General features: G+C 45.3%; 17 protein-coding genes. All 17 read right to left on the bottom strand.

Going from position 1 to position 20,798, the window contains the following annotated elements; all coding sequences use genetic code 11:
• Nucleotides 1–63: 63 nt before the first annotated feature.
• Nucleotides 64–1,359 carry a TRAP transporter large permease gene (locus ACO067_RS18480; protein WP_421876810.1) on the bottom strand — a complete coding sequence of 432 codons (1,296 nt, stop codon included), beginning with the start codon at nt 1,357–1,359 and terminating at the stop codon, nt 64–66.
• Nucleotides 1,346–1,810 carry a TRAP transporter small permease gene (locus ACO067_RS18475; protein ID WP_421876808.1) on the bottom strand — a complete coding sequence of 155 codons (465 nt, stop codon included), beginning with the start codon at nt 1,808–1,810 and terminating at the stop codon, nt 1,346–1,348. The genes ACO067_RS18480 and ACO067_RS18475 overlap by 14 nt, the downstream gene beginning before the upstream one ends.
• Nucleotides 1,807–2,715 carry a TRAP transporter substrate-binding protein gene (locus ACO067_RS18470; RefSeq protein ID WP_421876806.1) on the bottom strand — a complete coding sequence of 303 codons (909 nt, stop codon included), beginning with the start codon at nt 2,713–2,715 and terminating at the stop codon, nt 1,807–1,809. The genes ACO067_RS18475 and ACO067_RS18470 overlap by 4 nt, the downstream gene beginning before the upstream one ends.
• Before the next feature lie 71 nt (nt 2,716–2,786).
• Nucleotides 2,787–3,458 (bottom strand): bifunctional 4-hydroxy-2-oxoglutarate aldolase/2-dehydro-3-deoxy-phosphogluconate aldolase, encoded by a 672-nt coding sequence (locus ACO067_RS18465; RefSeq protein ID WP_421876804.1) that lies wholly within the window; start codon nt 3,456–3,458, stop codon nt 2,787–2,789.
• A 7-nt stretch (nt 3,459–3,465) separates the two neighbouring features.
• The gene (locus ACO067_RS18460) at nt 3,466–4,476 is read right to left on the bottom strand and encodes a sugar kinase (RefSeq protein WP_421876802.1); all 1,011 of its coding nucleotides are present in this window, start codon (nt 4,474–4,476) and stop codon (nt 3,466–3,468) included.
• A gap of 114 nt (nt 4,477–4,590) precedes the next feature.
• Nucleotides 4,591–5,634 (bottom strand): PfkB family carbohydrate kinase, encoded by a 1,044-nt coding sequence (locus tag ACO067_RS18455; protein WP_421876800.1) that lies wholly within the window; start codon nt 5,632–5,634, stop codon nt 4,591–4,593.
• A 15-nt stretch (nt 5,635–5,649) separates the two neighbouring features.
• On the bottom strand, nt 5,650–7,056 hold the full coding sequence (gene uxaC, locus ACO067_RS18450) for a glucuronate isomerase (protein WP_421876798.1): 1,407 nt from the start codon (nt 7,054–7,056) through the stop codon (nt 5,650–5,652).
• A gap of 100 nt (nt 7,057–7,156) precedes the next feature.
• Nucleotides 7,157–7,924 (bottom strand): SDR family oxidoreductase, encoded by a 768-nt coding sequence (locus ACO067_RS18445; protein WP_421876796.1) that lies wholly within the window; start codon nt 7,922–7,924, stop codon nt 7,157–7,159.
• 3 nt (nt 7,925–7,927) lie between these two features.
• Complete coding sequence (locus ACO067_RS18440) at nt 7,928–8,317, bottom strand: VOC family protein (protein ID WP_421876794.1); 390 nt, start codon at nt 8,315–8,317, stop codon at nt 7,928–7,930.
• Nucleotides 8,317–9,153, bottom strand: a complete 837-nt coding sequence (kduI, locus tag ACO067_RS18435) for a 5-dehydro-4-deoxy-D-glucuronate isomerase (RefSeq protein ID WP_421876792.1) — start codon at nt 9,151–9,153, stop codon at nt 8,317–8,319. The genes ACO067_RS18440 and kduI overlap by 1 nt, the downstream gene beginning before the upstream one ends.
• Nucleotides 9,154–9,322: 169 nt before the next feature.
• The gene (locus ACO067_RS18430; RefSeq protein WP_421876789.1) at nt 9,323–10,006 is read right to left on the bottom strand and encodes an NUDIX hydrolase; all 684 of its coding nucleotides are present in this window, start codon (nt 10,004–10,006) and stop codon (nt 9,323–9,325) included.
• Between the two features lie 132 nt (nt 10,007–10,138).
• Complete coding sequence (locus ACO067_RS18425) at nt 10,139–11,887, bottom strand: Ig-like domain-containing protein (protein ID WP_421876786.1); 1,749 nt, start codon at nt 11,885–11,887, stop codon at nt 10,139–10,141.
• Nucleotides 11,880–12,803, bottom strand: coding sequence for an alpha/beta hydrolase (locus ACO067_RS18420; RefSeq protein ID WP_421876782.1), 924 nt, complete (start codon nt 12,801–12,803; stop codon nt 11,880–11,882). Before ACO067_RS18420 ends, ACO067_RS18425 begins: the two co-directional genes overlap by 8 nt.
• Complete coding sequence (locus ACO067_RS18415) at nt 12,784–14,061, bottom strand: pectate lyase family protein (protein ID WP_421876779.1); 1,278 nt, start codon at nt 14,059–14,061, stop codon at nt 12,784–12,786. The genes ACO067_RS18420 and ACO067_RS18415 overlap by 20 nt, the downstream gene beginning before the upstream one ends.
• Before the next feature lie 130 nt (nt 14,062–14,191).
• The gene (locus ACO067_RS18410) at nt 14,192–17,395 is read right to left on the bottom strand and encodes a T9SS type A sorting domain-containing protein (RefSeq protein WP_421876776.1); all 3,204 of its coding nucleotides are present in this window, start codon (nt 17,393–17,395) and stop codon (nt 14,192–14,194) included.
• Between the two features lie 50 nt (nt 17,396–17,445).
• A complete protein-coding gene (locus ACO067_RS18405; protein WP_421876772.1) occupies nt 17,446–18,996 on the bottom strand; it encodes a DUF5123 domain-containing protein in 1,551 nt (516 codons plus the stop codon).
• 12 nt (nt 18,997–19,008) lie between these two features.
• Entirely contained in the window at nt 19,009–20,796 is a 1,788-nt protein-coding gene (locus ACO067_RS18400; protein ID WP_421876768.1) for a RagB/SusD family nutrient uptake outer membrane protein, read from the bottom strand.
• Nucleotides 20,797–20,798 lie beyond the last annotated feature (2 nt).

Raw genomic sequence — 20,798 nt, 5'->3', positions numbered from 1 at the left:
AGGGGAGATTTACACCAAGTGGGTCGGCAGTAGAATGATACTTTTACTATCTATTACTTGTTATTAAAACCCAAAAACTCGGGGCAACCAAAGGGTCAGATCCGGCCAATAAGTCACCAGCATCAACACGGCAATCATGGTGATGAACAGTGGAATCAAAGGTTTCAAAACCTTCTCGATCTTAATACCTGCCACACTACAACCAATAAAAAGGACACTACCAACTGGTGGAGTACACAGACCAATACAAAGATTGAGTACCATCACAATACCAAAATGAATAGGATCCATCCCTAGTTTGGTCACTACAGGTAGAAAAATAGGTGTGAAAATCAAGACCGCTGGGGTCATATCCATGAATATTCCCACAAACAACAAAATCAGGTTGATGATCACCAGAATGATGATTGGGTTGTCCGATAACCCGATTAATAGATTGCTTACTTCCTGTGGGATATTTTCATAAGACATCACCCAGGACATACCCATTGATGTCCCAATCAGCAGCATGACTATAGCGGTAGTCAGCACCGACTCCTCCAGAATCTTCGGCAAATCCCTCCAGGTGACTTCTTTGTAAAGCATGGCCAGTACCAGGGTGTAAAGTACAGCGATGGCTGAAGCTTCTGTGGCTGTAAAAATCCCGGCCACAATACCTCCGATCACAATAATCAATAGCAATAAGCTCGGAAAGGCGTTGAAAAACTTCTTAATAGCTCCAGATAGGGACTCTCTGGAATCTCCTTTATAGCCCTTCCGGATTGAATAAACTGCCGCGACACTCATCAGTGCCAACCCCACCAAAATACCTGGAATATACCCAGCCATGAACAGTGCAGCAATAGACACTCCCCCGCTAGCTAATGAATAAACGATCAGAATGTTACTAGGTGGAATGATTAAGCCCGTAGTAGAGCTAGTAATATTGATGGCCGCACTAAACTCCTTGTTGTAGCCTTCCTTTTCCATCCTGGGTCCCATAAAGCCACCGATAGCAGAAGCTGCGGCAGCTGCTGAACCTGAGATAGCACCAAACAGCATGCAAGCCAGGATATTAACAAAAGCCAACCCTCCCGGCAATGGTCCCACCAACACCTTGGCAAAATCTACCAAACGCCTGGCTATTCCTCCCCGATTCATTAATTGCCCCGACAGTACAAAGAAAGGGATGGCTAACAGTGCAAAACTGTCCAAGCCAGTAGCCATGCGCTGAGCGAGTGTAGTATATGCTGTGATGGATGGCATAGAAATGATCAATGTCAAAACTGATGATAATCCGATCGAGTAAGCCACCGGCACTCCAATGGCCAGCAATACAAGAAAACTTAGTACAAGAATTAATACTTCAGTTAGTGCCATTATCAGTCAGGTAGTTTGAGATGGAATAATAAATAATAAACAATCCGCTAACAGGTATCACCAGATAGATATAACCAAGAGGAATCTGTAGACTGGGAGAAAGCTGTTCCAACAACAATGTCAAATACACCAATCGTACACCCCCGATGATCATCACAGTAAGTGCAAAAACAATTACAAAAAAGGTGATAACGAGATTCAGTTGTCGTTTTTTGGATCCCTCAAGCTTGTTTGGAAGCAAGTCGATAGCCAGATGCATTTTCTTGCCTGTGGCATAAGCAGCTCCCAATAGCCCTACCCAGATCAGTAGATAGTTGGCCAACTCATCGGTGAAAACACTAGGAGACCCCAGTAAGTATCGTGATGCCACCTGCCACAACACATTGATCACCATCAGCCCCATCAGCAAGGCTACCATAGCTCCTAAGAATCGATCAATTTTCTGTCTCATTGGGCTTGCTCTTTAATTTTCAAAATCAGCTCATATAGCTCCGTCTGATCCTTGTAAGAATCGTAGATTGGACCTACCATGGAGGAAAACCTGGATTTGTCTGGCCGAATGATCTCCACTCCTGCTTCTTCCACAGCAGCAAGACTTTCTTTTACAGATTTTTCCCATTCCTTGCGCTGGAAAGGAACAGACTCCAAAGCTGCTTGCTTCAGCCACTGCTGCTCCTGTGGAGTCATATTGTTCCACCATTCCAGACTCACCAGCAGCACGTCAGGAACACTGGTATGCTCATCCAGAGAATAATACTTGCAGACTTCATAGTGTCTGCTGGAATAGAAACTTGGGGGATTGTTTTCCGCACCATCTACCACGCCTTGTTGTAAGGCGGTATACAACTCACCAAAGGAGATTGGAGTTGGAGAGCCACCTAGCTGACTGACCATGTTCATGGCCGTGTTGCTTTTCATTACCCGGATTTTCAACCCGCTGAGATCATCAGGGGTTTGAACAGGGCGATCTTTGGTATAGAAACTCCTGGAACCCGCATCGTAGTAACATAGTCCACGAAAACGATACTTTTCACCCTCCTCCAGCAAGCCCTCGCCAATTGGCCCATCCAAAACGGAGAACATGTGTTCCTTGCTTTCGAATAAATAGGGCAAACCAAGAACTCGAAACTTAGGTGCAAAATTCTCAACAATAGCAGCGGAAACTTTGGTAAGAGAAAGACTTCCGATCTGAAGCAACTCAAGGCACTCCCGCTCATTGCCTAGCTGGCCTGATGGATAAATCTTTATGGTCATCTGACCATCGGAGATCTCCGCCAATCGGTCAGCCATATAGACCATACCGGTGTGTACCGGATGGCTCACATCCAGACCGTGGGCAAGCTTTAGTTCTTTCACTTCAGTTTTGCTACTGCATCCAAAGGTCAGCAGGAGTAAGAAAAGTATAATTGGGTTAATGTGTTTCAAAATCAGGATCTGTATTTCTTGATGATGGAAATTGCTTCTTCACATTTATTGGTAATGAAATCGAAGTTCTTTTCGGCTAGCACTTCTTTGGGGAAGAGCTGTGAACCCATCCCTACGCAGTGTACACCAGCTTCTATCCAGCCTTTTAGGTTTTCTTCTGTTGGTGCCACACCGCCAGTCGGCATGATGCTGGCATATGGAAATGGACCCTTCACTCCTTTCACAAATGCAGGACCCCCTACCTGTGAACCAGGAAATATTTTCACCACTTCCGAACCCAACTCGTGGGCTTTGACAATTTCGGTAACTGATCCGCAACCAGGACTCCAGGCCACTTTGCGTTTATTGCAGATGCGGGCCATCTCTTCATCCATGATTGGTGACACTATAAAGTTGGCTCCCAGTTGCAGGTACAAAGCTGTGGTAGAGGCATCTATCACCGACCCAACGCCCATGATCATCTCCGGACAGGCTGATTCGGACCACTTGACCAACTCACCGAAAACTTCGTGAGCAAAATCACCCCTGTTCGTAAATTCGAAAACGCGCACACCTCCTTTATAACAGGCCTCTATTACGTTTTTACAAAGCTCTATGTCTTTGTGGTAGAACACAGGTACCATACCTGTTTCTTTCATTTGTATTGCAACATCAATTCTTGAGAATCTTGCCATAATCTTTTTATCTAATAATTTTTCCTGATGTATTTCCATTCATTAATTCCAGCACACTGTCCAGAGCCACCATGTTGGCATCTCCTTCCACGGTGTGCTTCAGTGCACAAGCTGCCGTGGCAAACTTGAGTGCCTCCAGGTCGTCTGTATAATGTAGCAGCCCATAAATCAAGCCTGCCGCATAAGCATCTCCAGTACCTACCCGGTCCACAATGTGTGTCACTTCTAGTTTGTTGGTTTTATGAAATCGCTTGCCATTCCACATTTTGCCACGTATGCTATTGTGTGAGGCGCTCACCGTTTTGCGGTCCTTGTCAAACACCTTTTGGATGCGCGGGTGCAGATTCATTAATTGGCTAGCAGCTGAAATGAATCGTTCGGTTTCATCGCCCTCGGTATCCATATCAAAAATGCTGCTAATATCCTTGTAACTGCCAATGACCACATCGCATCCAGCTATGAGTTCAGGCATAATTTCTTTTTCAGTTTTTCCAAAATTCCATAGGTTTTTGCGTGAATGGATGTCTGCAGATACGCTCACTCCCATTTCATTTGCTGTTTTGATAGCCTCTAGAGTACATGCGGCCGCTCCAGCTGATATGGCTGGCGTGATACCCGTCCAGTGAAACCAATCTGCATCCCGAAAGACGGCACGCCAATCCACCATTCCTGGCTCTATTCTAGAAAACGCCGAACCTTCGCGCTCATATACCACTTGACTGGGCCGATGAACGGCACCCTTTTCAAGAAAGTACTTGCCCATCAACTGGTCACCGTAAAGAATCCACGAGCTATCCAGCCAATGATGTCTCAAAAACTGTGCAGCGGAGTAGCCAATTAGGTTGTCTGGAAAACGGGTGACATGCGAAGCGTTCAGCCCCAGATAGGCTAGAGAAATAGCCACGTTGGCTTCCCCTCCTCCATATACCACATCAAGGGTGTTGGCTTGCGAAAACTTGGCAAACCCTGGAGGTGAAAGCCTCATCATGACTTCTCCGAACGTGACTACTTTCTTCATTGCTTAAAAACCAATCAATTGGTGGTGTAAAAATGGCCGGTTCATGCTCTTTTGAAAAACCGATAATTCAGGGACTATTACTTTGCTGAATTCTTTTGAACCGGCCAAATTCGATTATCTAGCTACTCTACCGGACGCATCTCCACCCATGAGTTTCTCCACTTCTGGCACAGTCACCAGGTTAGCATCTCCTTTAATGGTGTGTTTCAGACAAGAAGCAGCCACGGCAAAGTCAAGGGCATTCTGATCATCTTCTGGATACTTGAGCAAGCCGTAGATCAGGCCTCCCATGAATGAGTCACCACCACCTACACGATCCACAATGTCTGTGATCTGATACTGTCGAGATTCAAACATTTTTTCGCCATTAAAAAGGACTCCTGCCCAGGTATTATGGGAAGCAGAAATAGACCCTCTAAGTGTGGTGATCACTTTCTTGGCTCTAGGGAATTTCTTCATCATTTGCTGACATACTGAAAGAAACGCCTCCGCCTTCACATTGTGACCTTCCGTTTGCACATTTACTCCTTCTGGTTTGATTCCGAAATGCATCTCTGCATCTTCTTCGTTGCCCAAAATGATATCACAGTAGCTGGTGAGCTCCGTCATGATAGCTTCTCTATCCCCACCATACTTCCAAAGTTTAGCACGATAGTTCAGGTCGGTAGAAATGGTGACACCCATCTCACTTGCAGTCTTTACAGCTTCCAGACATGCGTCTGCAGCTCCTTGAGATATGGCCGGTGTGATGCCTGTCCAGTGAAACCAATCCACTCCGTCAAATACTTTTTTCCAATCAACCATACCTGGCTGGATCTCAGCCATAGCCGAGTGGGCTCTGTCGTACACAACCTTACTTCCTCTGGAGACTGCTCCGGTTTCTAAAAAGTAAATGCCCAGACGGTCTCCACCCCACACGATCTTATCCACACCAACGCCACGTTTTCTCATTTCCATCATGGCACACTGCCCGATATCGTTTTGAGGAAGCCGGGTCACAAAATCAACCGGTACACCGTAGTTGGCCAGGGAAACAGCCACATTTGACTCTCCTCCACCATAGACCACATCGAAAGAGGTAGCCTGTGAAAAACGAAGAAATCCCTCTGGTGCTAACCTGAGCATGATCTCTCCGAATGTTACAACTTTCTTATTCATTTTCTTATGTTTTCTTTATTCGTAAAATCCAAAATAACCTCTGGCATTGTAATAGCAGATGTTTTCCACTTGCTTACCGAGCCAGTTCAAATCATTGGGTAACTCCCCATTTTCCACATCTCTTCCGATGAGGTTGCAGAGTATTCTTCTGAAATACTCGTGTCTTGGGTAGGACAAAAAGGAACGACTGTCTGTAAGCATTCCTACAAATCGGCTGAGCATTCCCATGTTGGACAGAGCATTGATCTGCTTCTCCATTCCATCCTTTTGATCCAAAAACCACCATGCTGAACCATACTGCAGTTTTCCGGCTATGGATCCATCATTAAAATTGCCAATCATAGTCGCCATGGCTTCATTATCTGCTGGATTGAGGTTGTACAGGATGGTCTTTGCTAATTGATCTGAAGTATCCAGCTCATTTAAAAACTTACTGAGTGCCCTAACCTGGGAGAAATCTCCGATGGAATCGAACCCTGTATCTGGCCCGAGTATGCGCATCATTCGGCTGTTGTTGTTTCGGATGGCCCCCAGATGATACTGCTGTGTCCACCCTTTGGCATGGTACATCTTACTCAACTCTACCAGGAGTACCATTTTAAATTGCTGAACCTCGGCAGTTGACAAGGCAGTTCCTTTCATCACCTTCTCAAATGATGCTGCTGCCAGTTTACTTGAGAAGTCTACATCATACAGCTGCTCTAACCCATGATCGGACAGTCTGCCTCCCATCTCGTGGAAGTAATCCACGCGACTCTTAGCAGCCTGGAGCAGCTCGGCCAGACTAGTAATGTTCATACCTGTCACTTCCCCCAGTTTTTTGACATAAGCCTGATAGGCAGTTGCATCCTCTACCGCATAGAGTTTGTCAGGTCTGAATGTAGGGAGAATCTTTACTTCAAAGCCTTCCTGCCGAAGCTGCTGATGGTATTTTAGATCATCTATGGGATCATCTGTGGTACAGACTACTTCCACCTTCATCTTTCGCAACAAACCTCTACAGCTAAAAGGAGTAGACTTCAACTTTTCAGAGGATTCCTGATAGATTGATTTTGCAGTTTCACCATTCAGTATATCAGGAATATCAAAATACCGCTGAAGCTCCAGGTGCGTCCAGTGATACAGGGGATTTCGAAGCGTATCAGGTACGGTTTCTGCCCATTTCATAAACTTTTCTTCATCTGATTTACCGCCAGTCACGTATTCTTCATCCACTCCGTTGGTGCGCATAGCACGCCATTTGTAATGATCTCCCTCCAGCCACGCCTCTGTGATGTTTTTAAACACCCTATCCTCAGCTATGTCTTTTGGTGACAGGTGACAGTGGTAATCTATAATGGGCATTTTAGCTGCATGATCAGCATACAGTTTCTTTGCCGTGTCGTTTTCGAGTAAAAAATCCTCTGTTAAAAAATCTTTCATAATACAAGTCAATTAAAAAAGGAAGGCAGGTAGTAACGGAGAGTTAATAAGTATGAAGAAGAAATCAGAATCTCCGATACTACTACCTTGCCTATAAATATTATCTACCCATCCAGCCTCCATCAACCGTCAAAATGGATCCGTTCATATAACTAGCCGCATTACTGGCCAAAAACACGACTGGTGCTTTGAAATCCTCCGGTGTACCCCATCTTCCCTGGGGAATGCGACTGAGTATCGCCTCACTGCGATCAGGGTCATTTCTGAGTGCTTCTGTATTGTCCGTGGCGATGTATCCCGGAGCTATTGCGTTTACATTGACTCCTTTACTTGCCCATTCATTGGAAAACGCCATGGTCAGTTGACCGATAGCTCCTTTGCTGGCAGCATAACCCGGCACGGTAATTCCACCCTGGAATGTCAGCAATGAAGCCGTAAATATTACTTTGCCACTCCCCTTTTTGATCATTTCCTTACCAAACTCTCGTGTGAGAATAAACTGAGAGTTTTGATTGACTTCAATGACCTTGTCCCAGTATTCATCTGGATGTTCAGCAGCTGGCTTCCGCAGAATTGTTCCTGCATTGTTCACCAAAATATCTACCACCGGATGCTCCTTTTTCACCTGGTCAATGAAAGCATAAAGTGACTTTCGATCACTAAAATCAGCCTGATAAGCAGAGAATTTTCTTCCAAGTGAGGTAACGGATTTTTCTACATCACTGCCGGTTGTCTCCAGAGATGCAGAAACACCAATGATATCGGCTCCAGCTTCAGCCAATGCCTCAGCCATGGCTTTGCCGATGCCTCGCTTACAGCCGGTGACCAGTGCCGTTTTACCTTCTAATTTGAATTCATCCAATACCATAATTCAGTCTTTGTTAAGTCGTTTATTTCGCTGGACAACCTGCAAGGGTATTCCCCATGGGTCACGCATCATGACGAGGTGTGTACCTTGCTCAGGTATCTTCTCCTCAATAAAAGACGCCCCTGCAGCTACCAGTCGTTCCTTATCCAATTGAGCATCTGCTGACTCAAAAGCCATGTGAAAAACCAGCGGGTGATTTTTGGAATGATCGGTGATCGGAGCGTTTGGATTCTGGTAAAGCTCCATGACCACCTGATCCGCTTCGTCTGCAAGAAAACGCATGAACGGAGGCTCTTCCTGCTCATAGACCAGATGCAAGCCCAAATGCTCGCAATACCACTCAGCCATTTTCACTGGGGCTTTCACATTGATCGCAAAATGCTCGAATCGCATCAGCGAATACTCTTTAGTTCTTGTCCATCCATATCAGTGAATGCCTGATTCTCTCCCGCCATAGCCCATATAAAGGAATAGTTAGATGTACCTGCTCCCGAGTGAATGGACCACTCTGGAGAGATCACCGCTTGCTTGTTGTGAATGGCCAGATGACGCGTCTCCTGAGGATCTCCCATAAAATGCAACACTATTTGGTCATCCGCCAGATCGAAATAGAAGTAAACTTCCATCCTGCGAAGGTGTGTATGTGGTGGAAAGGTGTTCCAGATACTACCTGGAGCAAGTGTGGTGAATCCCATCACCAACTGACAACTCTTGATACCCCCTTCATGAATAAACTGATAGATAGTTCGTTCGTTGCAGTTTTCCTTGCTACCCAAATTCACTTCATTGGCGTCTGCCAAAACAGCTTTTGTAGTCGGATATTCTTTGTGTGCCGGGCATGAATTGATAAAAAACTCTGCTGGTGAGTCAGCATAAGCACTGGAAAACGCAATATTCTTTGCCCCACGGCCAATATACAAGCACTCTTTGTTGGCCAGGTCATAATCCACTCCATCTACGCTGACCTTACCAGAACCACCTACATTGATGATCCCCATCTCCCGACGCTGCAGAAAGAACTCCGCCTTAGTCAAGTCTTCAAACACTGGCAAATCAATACTTCCACTGGCGGGAACCACTCCCATAGTGACCATGCGATCATACATAGAATATACAGCTGTAATCTTACCTTTCTGCATGACCTCAGGAATCAAAAATTCCTTGCGAATGTCTTCGGTGGTGTAGGATTTGAATGCTTCTGGACTTAGAGAATATCGTATTTCGCTCATTTTGGTCTTTCATTTAAGAGGTTCTAAATCACAATGAGACAAGCACTTATGCAAGTAACAAAAACTCATTTTATTTACTGTGTAATTTATACACAGTTTACTAGATTCACAATTCTTTAAGCTACTTTATCTGCCTATTTTAAATTATCATATTATTATCTCTTCGGCTTTACTTTTTCTTAATGGAATAAAGTTCTGGCCCACCTTTCACACCTACTTTTTTCTCATTAGTGGGGTGGAGCAATTCCATCTGTAAAATCTTCTTTCGAAAATTTCGTCTATCCAGAGTTTCGTCAAGAATGCTCTCATATAAATCCTGCAACTCTTTCAGCGTAAATTTCTCTGGCAACAACTCACCAAAAATCAAGTTCTCCTTAAGGTTCTGCCTAAGTTTGGCCAGAGCATCTACTGCTAGCCTGTTATGATCAAAACCCAGCTCAGGAAGATCGCTCACAGAGTGCCACACCACATCAGAAACATAATTTTTGGCAATGACTGGATGATTTTCTGGCTTGACAAGTGCATAAAAACATACCGTAACTACACGTTTGATTGGATGCCGATCCACATCACTGTAGCACTTCACCTGTTCTTGATGCACATTGTGAATACCCGTCAACCCATAGAGGACTTTGCTCACTGACTCTTCCATGGTGAAGCCCTCGCTCATCATACCACCCGGCAGCATCCAGTAATTCTTGAATGGCTCCACTGAGCGCTTGACAAGCAAGATTTTGAGTTCATTATCCTGAAAACCAAAAATGGCACAGTCGACGGTGATGGTGCACTCGTAAGATGAAGGGTTTACTGTGGTGATTAAGGTGTCTATTTGCTTATCGGATTTTGCTTCCAATTCAATGTCTATTAGTTAACTACAAATTCCATGTACAATTTACATAGAATATCGGTATTTGATCTAGTAAAACCCGGCCCCCTTGGGGCCGGGATTGACTAACCTTAGATAAGATCAGTCTGCCTTAGTATGTTAGTTATCGTATTCAAATACACCAATGTCGGGAGCAGAGCCCTGAAAGTCTAGTCCCACATCCACTCCGGCATCAATCAAATCACTTCCTGACACCAACTGGAGATAGTCTATGTCTGGCAAGCTTCCATCGGCCTTTCGAGATTGCTTGAGCAGTTCATAATCCAAACTAATGAAATCTGAAGCTGTGGCTGATTGCCCATTTTGCCAGGAATTGTTCGTGATGTCGGTGGTTGTTGCCTGATAGGAATCCCCTCCTCCACCGATGGATATCGTATTTTTAATGGTCAGAGAATTAGCGATGTTGCCAGATCCAAAATTTATATTGCGACCATTATCATGTGCCGCACAGTTGTATAACGTGACATCTCCCCTGTTGCTATTGTGATCAAAACCATCTACTACATTTCCTGTAGCAATGCAATTAGTAAATATTCCATTGTGCTTTAACAGTTTATCATCACTTCCTCCTGTTTTGAAACCATTTCCATCTCCACCGCCAACAGTCCCATCCTTGAGTCTACCGTTTAGGAACGCCCAGCAATTCTCGTAGGTAGTGGTGATGTTGTCCGCACCTCTCAGGTAACCATCCCAGCCATCGTCCAGGTTTTGCCAGGCTCGGCATCCAATAAACTTGTTGCCATCACCAGCATCCAGTTTACAGGCAAACCCATCCGCATTTTCGATGGATGAATCGGCATTGTAGTAAGAGTCACAATTCAACACGGTATTGTTGCTGGCACCATTGCCTATTTGCAATCCTGAGTCTGCATTTTCATAGAAAGAACAAAACTCTATCAAGTTGTGATGCCCGCTGATAAACATACCATTGTCACCAGCTCCATAAACATCCAATCCTTTCACATGCCAGTAATCACCTGACACCTGAATTCCTCGATTACTAGAGTTTTCGGACATGGGGGAGAAATCAATTATCGGACGTTCATCTGGATATGCCAGCAAGGAGATGAGCTGGGAAGCAGAGCCGTCCTTACTCAATCGAATAGTCGAAGAAAAAGAATAAGTACCTCCTCTAAGGTATATTTTGTCACCAGGCTCAACCGCCCCAAGAGCAGCTACCAACTCGTCTTTAGTGGCTACCACTAATCCATCTTCTGGGTCAAATACTCCTGAGATATTAACAACTAACTCTCCTTGTACCCCTGATCCGTCAGTGGCCTTTGCATAAACAGTTACGGACCCATTGGCAAGCGGGCTCAATAATCCTGTGGAGGAAATCTCGGCTATTTCGTCATTGGAAACAGACCATTGCACCTCCTTGTTTGTAGCATTTGTTGGCGATACGGTAACTGAGAGTTGTTGGTCTCTACCATCCGTAACATTGATACCTTGGATGGTAATCTGAGAAACGAGTGTTACCGGACCTGCCACGCCTGATACATTAAAGGACTTTTGTGCGGTTACTCCAGATCCGTCTGTTGCTGCTGCTGTGACTGTTACCACCCCATTGGATACAGCCGTTAGTAAGCCGGTCTCATTGATAGTGGCTACTTGTGCATTGGAAACGGACCAATCTACTTGTTGGTTGGTGGCGTCCTCTGGTGTGATTTCGGCACTCAATTGACTGGTTCCTCCATCTGTGATAAAATCTCCTTTGATAGAAATCCTGCTGATTAGTACATTTTCAGGCGTTGGCTCCTCCTCATTACAAGAAATGAAGATTACCATCCCTACTACTAGAAATAGGAGAATAACCTGTTGAAGCCAATATTTGCACTTACTATTCATCGGATAATTGCTGGTTGGTTTTGTTAATTACTCGATTTAAAAACTCAATGATCCTGGTCACCGTTGGTTCGAACCACGGCGACACTAACCAAAATGAATGTGGGGCATCATCAAAAGCGTGGTATTCCGAGTAGGTACCCGCCTCATCCAGCACCTCCATGTACGATTGATAGCCAGCCAAAAATCTCGGGTATTTACTGGCCAGAAATAGTGTAGGTGGTGTTTTATCATTGACATGAGTCAGTGCTGAAGCCTCTTCCCATGTCAGAGGAACTTCCTCATACGTACCTCCCAACCACTGAGCAGCCATCGCGCCTTCTTTCGAATCTGGATGATGAAAAACCAATATTCCATCCACATCCACTATGGCCTGCACTGGATAGGTAGTACCAATCAAAGCAGCCAATTGTCCGCCGGCCGAAAATCCCACCACTGCCAGTTTTGTTGTATCTATCGACAGCTCGATCGCATTTGCTTTCAGCCAATTCAGCGCATCTTTTAAGTCATCGACTCCTGCTGGATAGGCTGCCTCCAATGATAACCGATACTCAGGCACCATGACCAGGAAACCTGCCAGTGCAAGACGTTCGGCGATTGGAGTCATCAATTCTGGTGAACCAGCACGCCATCCGCCTCCATGCACGAGCATGACTGTAGGGATTTGTTCCTTCACGTCAGGAACAAATAAATTAGCTTGTAACTTCCTTTCACCCATGCTTTTGTAATTGCGAACCTGTATATGCACATTTTTTGGATTAGAGGGATATACACCTTCAATCTGAAGGTCTGGATAATTCCGCTGATATTTCGCTAGTGTACTGGCCAATGTATAGGAGGTATCTCTCAGCACCTGAGCTTCTCCCATTGCAGCAGTCATGCAAAACATTAGCATCATGTTAGTCTTCCACCAGTTCATTGAGATACACTTCTATGTTGGTATAATGGTCCTGCAAACCGACTTCTGCAGAATCATTCTGTTCTGGATTTAGGCCCTTCTTTTTCTCCCATTTGTCTGGCATGCCATCCTGATCAGTATCCCGCGGTGCTTTTTTAGACTTCAACACAGGGTAACCTCCTACGTCTCCGGGAGTATCGATGATCCCATGATCCCCATAGGTGTAAGTCCCATCGCAAACTTCCTGGATCACTCGCCGATCTACTGCATCTCTAATGTATGAAGCACCTGCTTTTGCCAGTACCAACTCATAAGATTCTGCAGCAGACTGGGTAGTAACAGGAGCTACTTCTAGTGGCTCAGTCAGTTTGATTTCTGCTTTATCACGCTCATCTACTGCTACTCCTTCCCAATTATCGGAAGTAACTTCCTCTTCTCCGATTAATACATTGCCACTAAGGTAAAACTTACCATAAGGCTTATAGGGGTCTATTATCTTATCCTTTTTCGATTGTGTGGCCGGACCTGCCTTGTAGGTATTATTGATCATGTTGTAATTTCCCTCTTCACCTGCATAGCTGTTATTAGATTGCCAATTGTAAATCACATTGTTTCGAAAATCGGCAATTTCCTCTGCAGGTTTTTTGTGGTATCTAGCCCCTTGAAATCTCGGACTTCTACTCTTATGGTGGGCAAATAAGTTATGATGAAATGAAGCCTTCCTTCCACCCCAAATGCCTCCATAGCCATGAGACCCCTTCTTGTGCACCGAATTATTTAAACTTTCGGTTATCATACAATACTGCACAGTGGAGAACTCATTATCGTATACCGATGCACTCTCATCCGTGCTCCAACTAAAGCTGCAATGATCTATGATCAGGTCTCGATTGTCTTTGGCACTAATGGCGTCATCTTGTACTTGTCGCTCATCTCCCATTCTTGACCTGATGTATCTGATAATTACATTGTCACCTTTTACTTTTAGCGGGTAGTTTTTGAGTGTAATACCATCACCAGGTGCACTCTGACCAGCGATGGTCACATTGCCATCATTGATATCCAGATCTGACTCTAGTTCGATATAACCAGATACGTTGAAAACGATTATACGGGAAAAGTCTTCTCTCAATGCTGCCCTTAGACTTCCAGGGCCAGAATCATGAAGATTGGAGACTATAATTACCTGTCCTCCTCTACCACCACTAGCAAAGCGTCCGTATCCTTCTGCGCCAGGAAATGCCAGTTCCTGAGACCATATGATAAGTGGAACAATCATCAAAAGAATACTTAACCAAACGGCTCTAATCATGCTTACTCCTCAATCGATTACTCTTTGATAAACCATTTTCTGGTAGGGATAGAAACTAATAAACATTCTATCCCTACCGGAATTAAATCGTTTTGATTTACTGCTTCACAAACTTGTGAGAGAATTTCTGACCTTCCTGGAGGTATTCCAGCACATAAACTCCTTTCGCCAGACTGGTAATATCAAGTTCTAGTTGCTGACCGCTAGTGACCGATGATGGCTCCAACACTTTAGTACCATCTATCGAGTAAATCACTAAACCATCGAGCATTCCACCCTCGATTAGAATCTTGTCAGAAGCTGGGTTGGGCCAAAGCTTGAAGCCTTTTTGTAAGTCCTCACTTCCCAAAACTGTACCTCCAGTAGAACCTGACACCGCTAAAGTAACAGCTGATAATCCTACACTACTGTGATTCAGCTGGCCATTATGGCTACCTGCACTTTGACTGTTGAGTCTTATGAATAACGTAGTTGCAGCCACATTCCCATCCAAAGGAGCCAAAGAAAGTTCCTGCAGCCACAAGGTCTCATTGAAAGAAATCTCATAATTGGCAGGCACGCTGATCACCAGGTTACCAGCAAGATTGGAACCAGATACTTGATAGCTCTGGGCGTCAGATGGTCTACCTAAAGACTGACTAAATGAAGTCAATTCACCTGTTACAGAAATCCCCGGATCTGGAATTGTTTCTCCTGTAACCGCAAGATTTACTGATGTAGCATCTGTAGCTGAATGCACGATGTTTCCTGAGTAGTCTCCAGTTTCGGTGGCATTTAGCCTCACCTGAACGGACGTATTTTCCAATGTACCTTCAGCATCAGGAGATAAGCTTACTGAACTACCCCACGCACTTCCATCTAGTGATACCTCAAAATTAGTCGGGGCAGTCACTGCCAGGTCCGATACCAGATAGGTTGCTGATACCGTATAGCTCTGAGCTTCCGAAGACGAACTCACACTTTCTTTGAACGGTGCTAACTCGCCCGTTACAGAGATTTCAGGAACCACTGTCATTCCCTCCAAGGCCAAAACCTTGGCAGCATCTCCACTACTCAACGAAAGATTAGCATTGTATTCGCCAACTGCTGTAGCGTTCAAACGCACGTAAATGGTTGTATCTGGCACACTTCCGTCGGTCTGCGCAATCACAATCGGATCAGCTGAAAACCCTGTACTACTATTCACTGATACCTCATAACCAGATGGAGGCGTGATCGTAATGTCTTCGATTAGATTTTGACCAGACATGGTGAATGAACTGGCAGAAGTAGGTGTACCCAAATGCTGTAAAAAGCCCACCAATGAAGATGGTGCCACTATGGTTGGAACAGCTCCTTCGTCATCTCCTGTAAACGATGCAGGCAATCTGGTTTGTGCTGGAGAGTATGCTCCGGTCACATCATGTACGATGTAGTCAATGTAAGCTGAGTACGTAGGACTGCTGTTTCCATCTCCAAAGCGATAATAATTGGAACCCGTGGTAGTTGTGGTGGTAGCAGTCAACACTGGCAATGGACTCTCGTTAACATAAATTTTCACAATGCCTTCTGTACCGCTACTCGCATCTACCGTCATTCTGAAAACATTCCACTGAGAAACGTTTAGCACCTCAGACAAATCAACAGATGCTCCTGATCGTTGCAATGTCAGCTCACCATTTGATCGAATGTTCAATTGATCCCTAAAGCCATTGATATGCATATCAATATCAGTCAAGCGATCTGCAGCCAGGTCTTTTGCTTTTACTCGCATTGCCACAGTCACTGCAGTGGGTACCGGATCAAAATCAGCTGTCTTGTACATACCAGAGGCATCAGCACCATCTAGAGCTAAAAGATTGTTGCCAACAACGACTGGATCTGACTCAATCGCCCAGGTAGTACCCGAACCATTGCTGGCACTCCATGCCGGATCAGCAGCATCTGGTAGTTCATTGGCATTATAAACGGTCCATTCCCCTACTGGCGGTTTCACTACATCATTAGAAAGACGAGTCTGCTCAGGCGAATAGGCACCTGTCACGTCATAGCTGATAAAGTCTACATACGCCGAATAGGTAGGGCTGCTGTTGCCATCCCCAAATCGAAAATAATTGGAGCCTGTGGTTGTAGTAGTCGTGGCGGTTAATACCGGGTATGGATTTTCATTTAGATAGATCTTGACAATCCCCTCTGTACCACTACTTGCATCGATAGTCATTCGGTAAGTATTCCATTGGTTGACATTCAGCGCATCTGACAAGTCTACTGAAGCACCGGATCGCTGCAGAGAAAGCTCTCCTGTAGACCGGATATTGAGTTGATCTCTAAAACCGTTTATGTGCATGTCTATATCTGTCAATCGGTCGGCAGTGGGATCTTTCGCCTTCACTCTCATCACCACTGTCACCGCTTCAGGAACCGGATCGAAATCAGCCGTCTTATACATCCCGGATGCATCTGCTCCATCAAAAGCCAGCAAATTGTTACCTACTCTCACAGGGTCTGACTCAATGGCCCAGGTAGTACCAGATCCATTGCTGGCACTCCAGGCAGGATCAGCAGCATCTGGCAGTTCATTGGCCTGATAGGTAGTCCATTCACCAACTGGTGGTTTGGTTACCTCATTTGGCAAACGAGTCCTTGCAGGAGAATAAGCACCGGTCACATCATAGGCTACATAATCTACATACGCAGAATAGGTCGGACTACTATTACCATCTCCAAAACGGAAATAATTAGAACCGGTAGTGGTGGTGGTAGTGGCTGTCAGCACTGGGTACGGATTTTCATTCAAATAAATACGCACGATTCCTTCTGTGCCACTGCTGGCATCAATCGTCATGCGATAGACATTCCATTTGGAGACATTCAACAGTCCTGATAGATCAACGGATGCTCCTGAACGCTGTAAGGTCAGCTCTCCATTGGAGCGGATATTGAGTTGGTCTCTAAAGCCATTGATGTGCATATCGATATCCGTCAGACGATCCGCTGAGGGATCTTTGGCCTTAACCCTCATAACCACTGTCACTCCAGTGGGTACAGGATCGAAATCGGCCGTTTTGTACATTCCGGAGGCATCCGCTCCATCAAGTGCTAGTAGGTTATTCCCTACCCTTATTGGATCAGACTCGATGGACCAGGTGGTACCTGATCCGTTACTTGCACTCCATGCAGGATCTGCAGCATCTGGTAGTTCGTTGGCGTTGTAAATGGTCCATTCGCCAAGAGCTGGCTGGCTTGGATCATCTTGAGCCATGGCCTCTGTAAACAAGGCGCAGAGCATCAAAATGGATAATATATTGGATAACAGTTTCATAATTTCATTCAATTTTTTGTGTCAAGTGAATATCACCGCGCTGCAGAGCATTATTGTCTCCAACGCGCTGGTCCTACCGCATCATCGATCAGGTTTTGATTGGTGATGGTGAAATCGCCACTGGCCGGATCTACTAAACCGGGATCAGCCTCCGATGCGTCCACTTCAGAAGGATCTAAGTATTCACCCTCCCATAGCCCGATGGTATTGAAGTAATAATTATCTCTGTAGGTTAGCGCCACCTCTTCACTGATATCGCCTGCACGAGACCAGTTTCCATAAATAGCGCCTCCACTGCCTTCCACACCTGTCTCTACAAACAGACATTTACTTACTTCCAATGAATTACCTCCACCAGACATTCTGAAAAATCCGCGGTTGTTGCTGTTATCAGCAATACATGCTCTGTAAAATGTACAGTTCTTAAATGCTACATCTGCAGGTACCTGCATTCTCAACAACGTCCGGATTCCGTTAGCAATAGTGGAATTCTCGACTGTCAATGAACCAACTGCTCCACCACGGAAGTCAAAGCCATCACCACCGCCACCAGGAATATCGTGGATGTAAGTATCCAGAATGGTAATATCCCCATAGGTTCCATCGCTATTGCTATAAATGATGTTGTTGTCATAGCCACTGATCTCACTTCCTTCTATGGTCAGAGCCCCAAGATTACATGCGGATGAGGCTGCATTGAACATTTGACCATAATCACCTTCACCGCGCATATCGAGGTAGCGCAACGTCACAGAGCTCACCGCAGACTCACATGCAAACTGCCCCACAATGACCGGCATATCGTAAAACTTCTGACCTTCGATCGTAATGGACTTAGTGAGCGTTTTACCTCCTAGCTGATAGGTGCCTGCTGCCAATACGAGTGTGGCGCCTTCAGCAGCTGCATCTATTGCTGCACTCAAGTCATCATTGGCTGTAAGATTAGCTTCCTTCAGAGTAGAAAACGAGATCGTACCACGCTTCTTGGTGCCATTGTACAGGGTGACGATGTAGTCAGTGGCGCCAGCAAGACCCTGAATAGTTGCCTCTCCGGCAGACCTCTGTGCGTCAGAGATTTGCACCAAAGTATTTCCCGGTACTATCAGCAAGTGAGTCACATCGCTACCTGCAGTCCACTGCACTGTGGCGTAGGTATCCTGGATGTTTTCCCCAATTATCGGCTGAAAAATCTGCTCAGCATCGGTACGTACGGCTACTGTCGCCCAGTTGGACTCTTCCAAACCCTCGCGTACCGCTCTAACTCTAGCTGAATAGACGGTCTCTCCCGAAAAAGATTCGGTGTACGTCACAGTACCTTCAGCCGCAAAGTCATCCACCACTGCAGTAGTTATCGGGTCCCCGGAAAAACGCAAACTATCCTGAAAGAACTCGACAATGTATTGATCCACATCGTCCTCTGCAGTCCAGCTCAATTCGATATCTACTTGATTGCGAACGCGCGCTTCAAGTCCTACCGGAGCAAAAGTCCTGGAGGTAGATAACTCCTCTATTACCGGATCTATGTCATCTTCACAAGCCACGGGCACCAAAGACAGCACGCATAGCAATATTCCTGTGAGTTTTTTGATTTTGTTATACATGATCATCTCTTTTTAGTTCAGTAATTCATTGGTTAACTGTCCATTGCTGCCATCAATGAATACTTGCCAGATTGGCCAGAATTGATTTTGATTCGGATCGCCTACATAAAGCGTTTCGATTTTTTCATCGTCCAACTCATCAGGAAGGGCCCAGTCGATGTTGTCACTGTATTCTCCTGATTTGTTCTCAGTTTCGCCGCGCTCCAAACCATAGAATTCGAGTGTCTCATTGTCATCTGCCAATCGATAATAAAGGGTAGATGGCACGTTACTGTAAGCACCAGACTGACTTCTGAGGTCGTACATTTTCTGTTTAGCCTCATCCAGCTTCGTTTTCAGTAAGTTCCATCTGATCAAGGCTTGTTTCCGTTGCATTTCACCACAAAGCTCTAGCTTATGCTCTTCCACGATCGCATCGAATACTGCTTCTCCTGATAATCCGTTCAGATAGGCATCAACCTTGGTAGGCCAATCCGCATTATCAAAAGCCCGTTGACGTATTTGTCTCAGGTAAGGTTTTGCAGCTTCTGCACCTTCCAGTTCGTAGGCTGCTTCAGCTGCCATCAAGAGGATCTCAGCATAGCGCATGTACATGAAGTTGGTTCCGTCATCGTTGGATGCGGTCACACGTACGTCTTTCCATTCGTATCGATACTTACCAAACATCCACTCATCCAGGCCAGTTGGCTCCTGCTCTGCAATGTCTTCTGCTGGGCTCACATCTTTCCATCGATAAGGAACACAGGTAACATCTCTTCTCAAATCCGCGGCATCATAGTCATAGAAAACAAATGGTAATGGGCCACCTTGTCCACCTCTCGCCTGTCCGGTGTATTTGTCATTGCTCAAATGGCGCACGGCAAAAGTGAATAACCAACGTCCTCTACCAGATGCGAAAGGAATTTCCCAAAGCGACTCTCCTCCGGCAGCCACCTCATCCCGATTAAACTTCCTCCACAGATCTTCGAAAGAGGACTCCAAACGAGCAGATCCGCTTGCAATTACATCTTTACATTCCTGCAAGGCTATTGCGTACATGTCGGCTCTTGCCAAATCTGGATCATCACTCAAGCGTACTCCATCGGCATATTGTGAAAAACCTCCGGCAGCCAATGCAAGTCTCGCTCTCAAACCTTTTACAAAGGCTTTATTAACCTGCTCAACTGTCGTTGTTAAAGCACTTTCATTTGGCCACGGGACGTAATTGGCTGCTTCATCCAAATCTGCCAATAGCTGTTTATAGATGTCGTCACGACTAGATCTTGGTAAATAAATGGTCTCTGGAGTGGTAGGCTCAAATCTAGCCGGCACATCTCCCCAGGATTTGATCAAATCAGCATAGTAAACAGCTCGAAGGGTGAGGGCTTCTCCCAATAGATAAGCCATGTCCTCGTTGTTTTCAATGTCTCCGAAGTTTCTCAGACCTCTGATACACAGGTTGGCACGCTCAATACCAGTATACATCATGGCATACGCATTGTTGGTGGTGTTCATTTGGTCGTTGTTGGGCTTGGCGTTGTATTTCACCAAGTCGTAATTATCATCGGCATTGTTGGAGTTATTATTCCACTCGATATCCGTATTCATTCCATACCAGGGTAAGAATCGTCCACGGTATGAATTCGTCTGGCCCATTGGTTCTTTGATTCCGTCTACGGCACCCTTGGCAAGAGCATAGACCGAAAATATCTTGGATTCATCCAGAGTAGACTTGGCTGGAGCCTCCAGGTAATCCTCACAGGATGAAGCACTTAGGAGCACTAAAACTCCCGCTAAAGCTATGTTAAATATCTTTTTCATTT

The organism is Marinoscillum sp., from assembly GCF_965229915.1.
Lineage (GTDB): Bacteria > Bacteroidota > Bacteroidia > Cytophagales > Cyclobacteriaceae > Marinoscillum.
This window is presented reverse-complemented; position numbering and strand designations above follow the sequence as displayed.

Excerpts from the sequence above, each read along its gene's own strand:
- ACO067_RS18475 (WP_421876808.1), bottom strand. The coding sequence starts at position 1,810 with ATGAGACAGAAAATTGATCGATTCTTAGGAGCTATGGTAGCCTTGCTG.
- uxaC (WP_421876798.1), bottom strand. The coding sequence starts at position 7,056 with ATGAAAGATTTTTTAACAGAGGATTTTTTACTCGAAAACGACACGGCA.
- ACO067_RS18445 (WP_421876796.1), bottom strand. The coding sequence starts at position 7,924 with ATGGTATTGGATGAATTCAAATTAGAAGGTAAAACGGCACTGGTCACC.
- ACO067_RS18440 (WP_421876794.1), bottom strand. The coding sequence starts at position 8,317 with ATGCGATTCGAGCATTTTGCGATCAATGTGAAAGCCCCAGTGAAAATG.
- ACO067_RS18415 (WP_421876779.1), bottom strand. The coding sequence starts at position 14,061 with ATGATTGTTCCACTTATCATATGGTCTCAGGAACTGGCATTTCCTGGC.
- ACO067_RS18465 (WP_421876804.1), bottom strand. The coding sequence starts at position 3,458 with ATGGCAAGATTCTCAAGAATTGATGTTGCAATACAAATGAAAGAAACA.
- ACO067_RS18455 (WP_421876800.1), bottom strand. The coding sequence starts at position 5,634 with ATGAATAAGAAAGTTGTAACATTCGGAGAGATCATGCTCAGGTTAGCA.
- ACO067_RS18420 (WP_421876782.1), bottom strand. The coding sequence starts at position 12,803 with ATGAACTGGTGGAAGACTAACATGATGCTAATGTTTTGCATGACTGCT.
- ACO067_RS18480 (WP_421876810.1), bottom strand. The coding sequence starts at position 1,359 with ATGGCACTAACTGAAGTATTAATTCTTGTACTAAGTTTTCTTGTATTG.
- ACO067_RS18405 (WP_421876772.1), bottom strand. The coding sequence starts at position 18,996 with ATGTATAACAAAATCAAAAAACTCACAGGAATATTGCTATGCGTGCTG.
- ACO067_RS18425 (WP_421876786.1), bottom strand. The coding sequence starts at position 11,887 with ATGAATAGTAAGTGCAAATATTGGCTTCAACAGGTTATTCTCCTATTT.
- kduI (WP_421876792.1), bottom strand. The coding sequence starts at position 9,153 with ATGAGCGAAATACGATATTCTCTAAGTCCAGAAGCATTCAAATCCTAC.
- ACO067_RS18400 (WP_421876768.1), bottom strand. The coding sequence starts at position 20,796 with ATGAAAAAGATATTTAACATAGCTTTAGCGGGAGTTTTAGTGCTCCTA.
- ACO067_RS18410 (WP_421876776.1), bottom strand. The coding sequence starts at position 17,395 with ATGAAACTGTTATCCAATATATTATCCATTTTGATGCTCTGCGCCTTG.
- ACO067_RS18460 (WP_421876802.1), bottom strand. The coding sequence starts at position 4,476 with ATGAAGAAAGTAGTCACGTTCGGAGAAGTCATGATGAGGCTTTCACCT.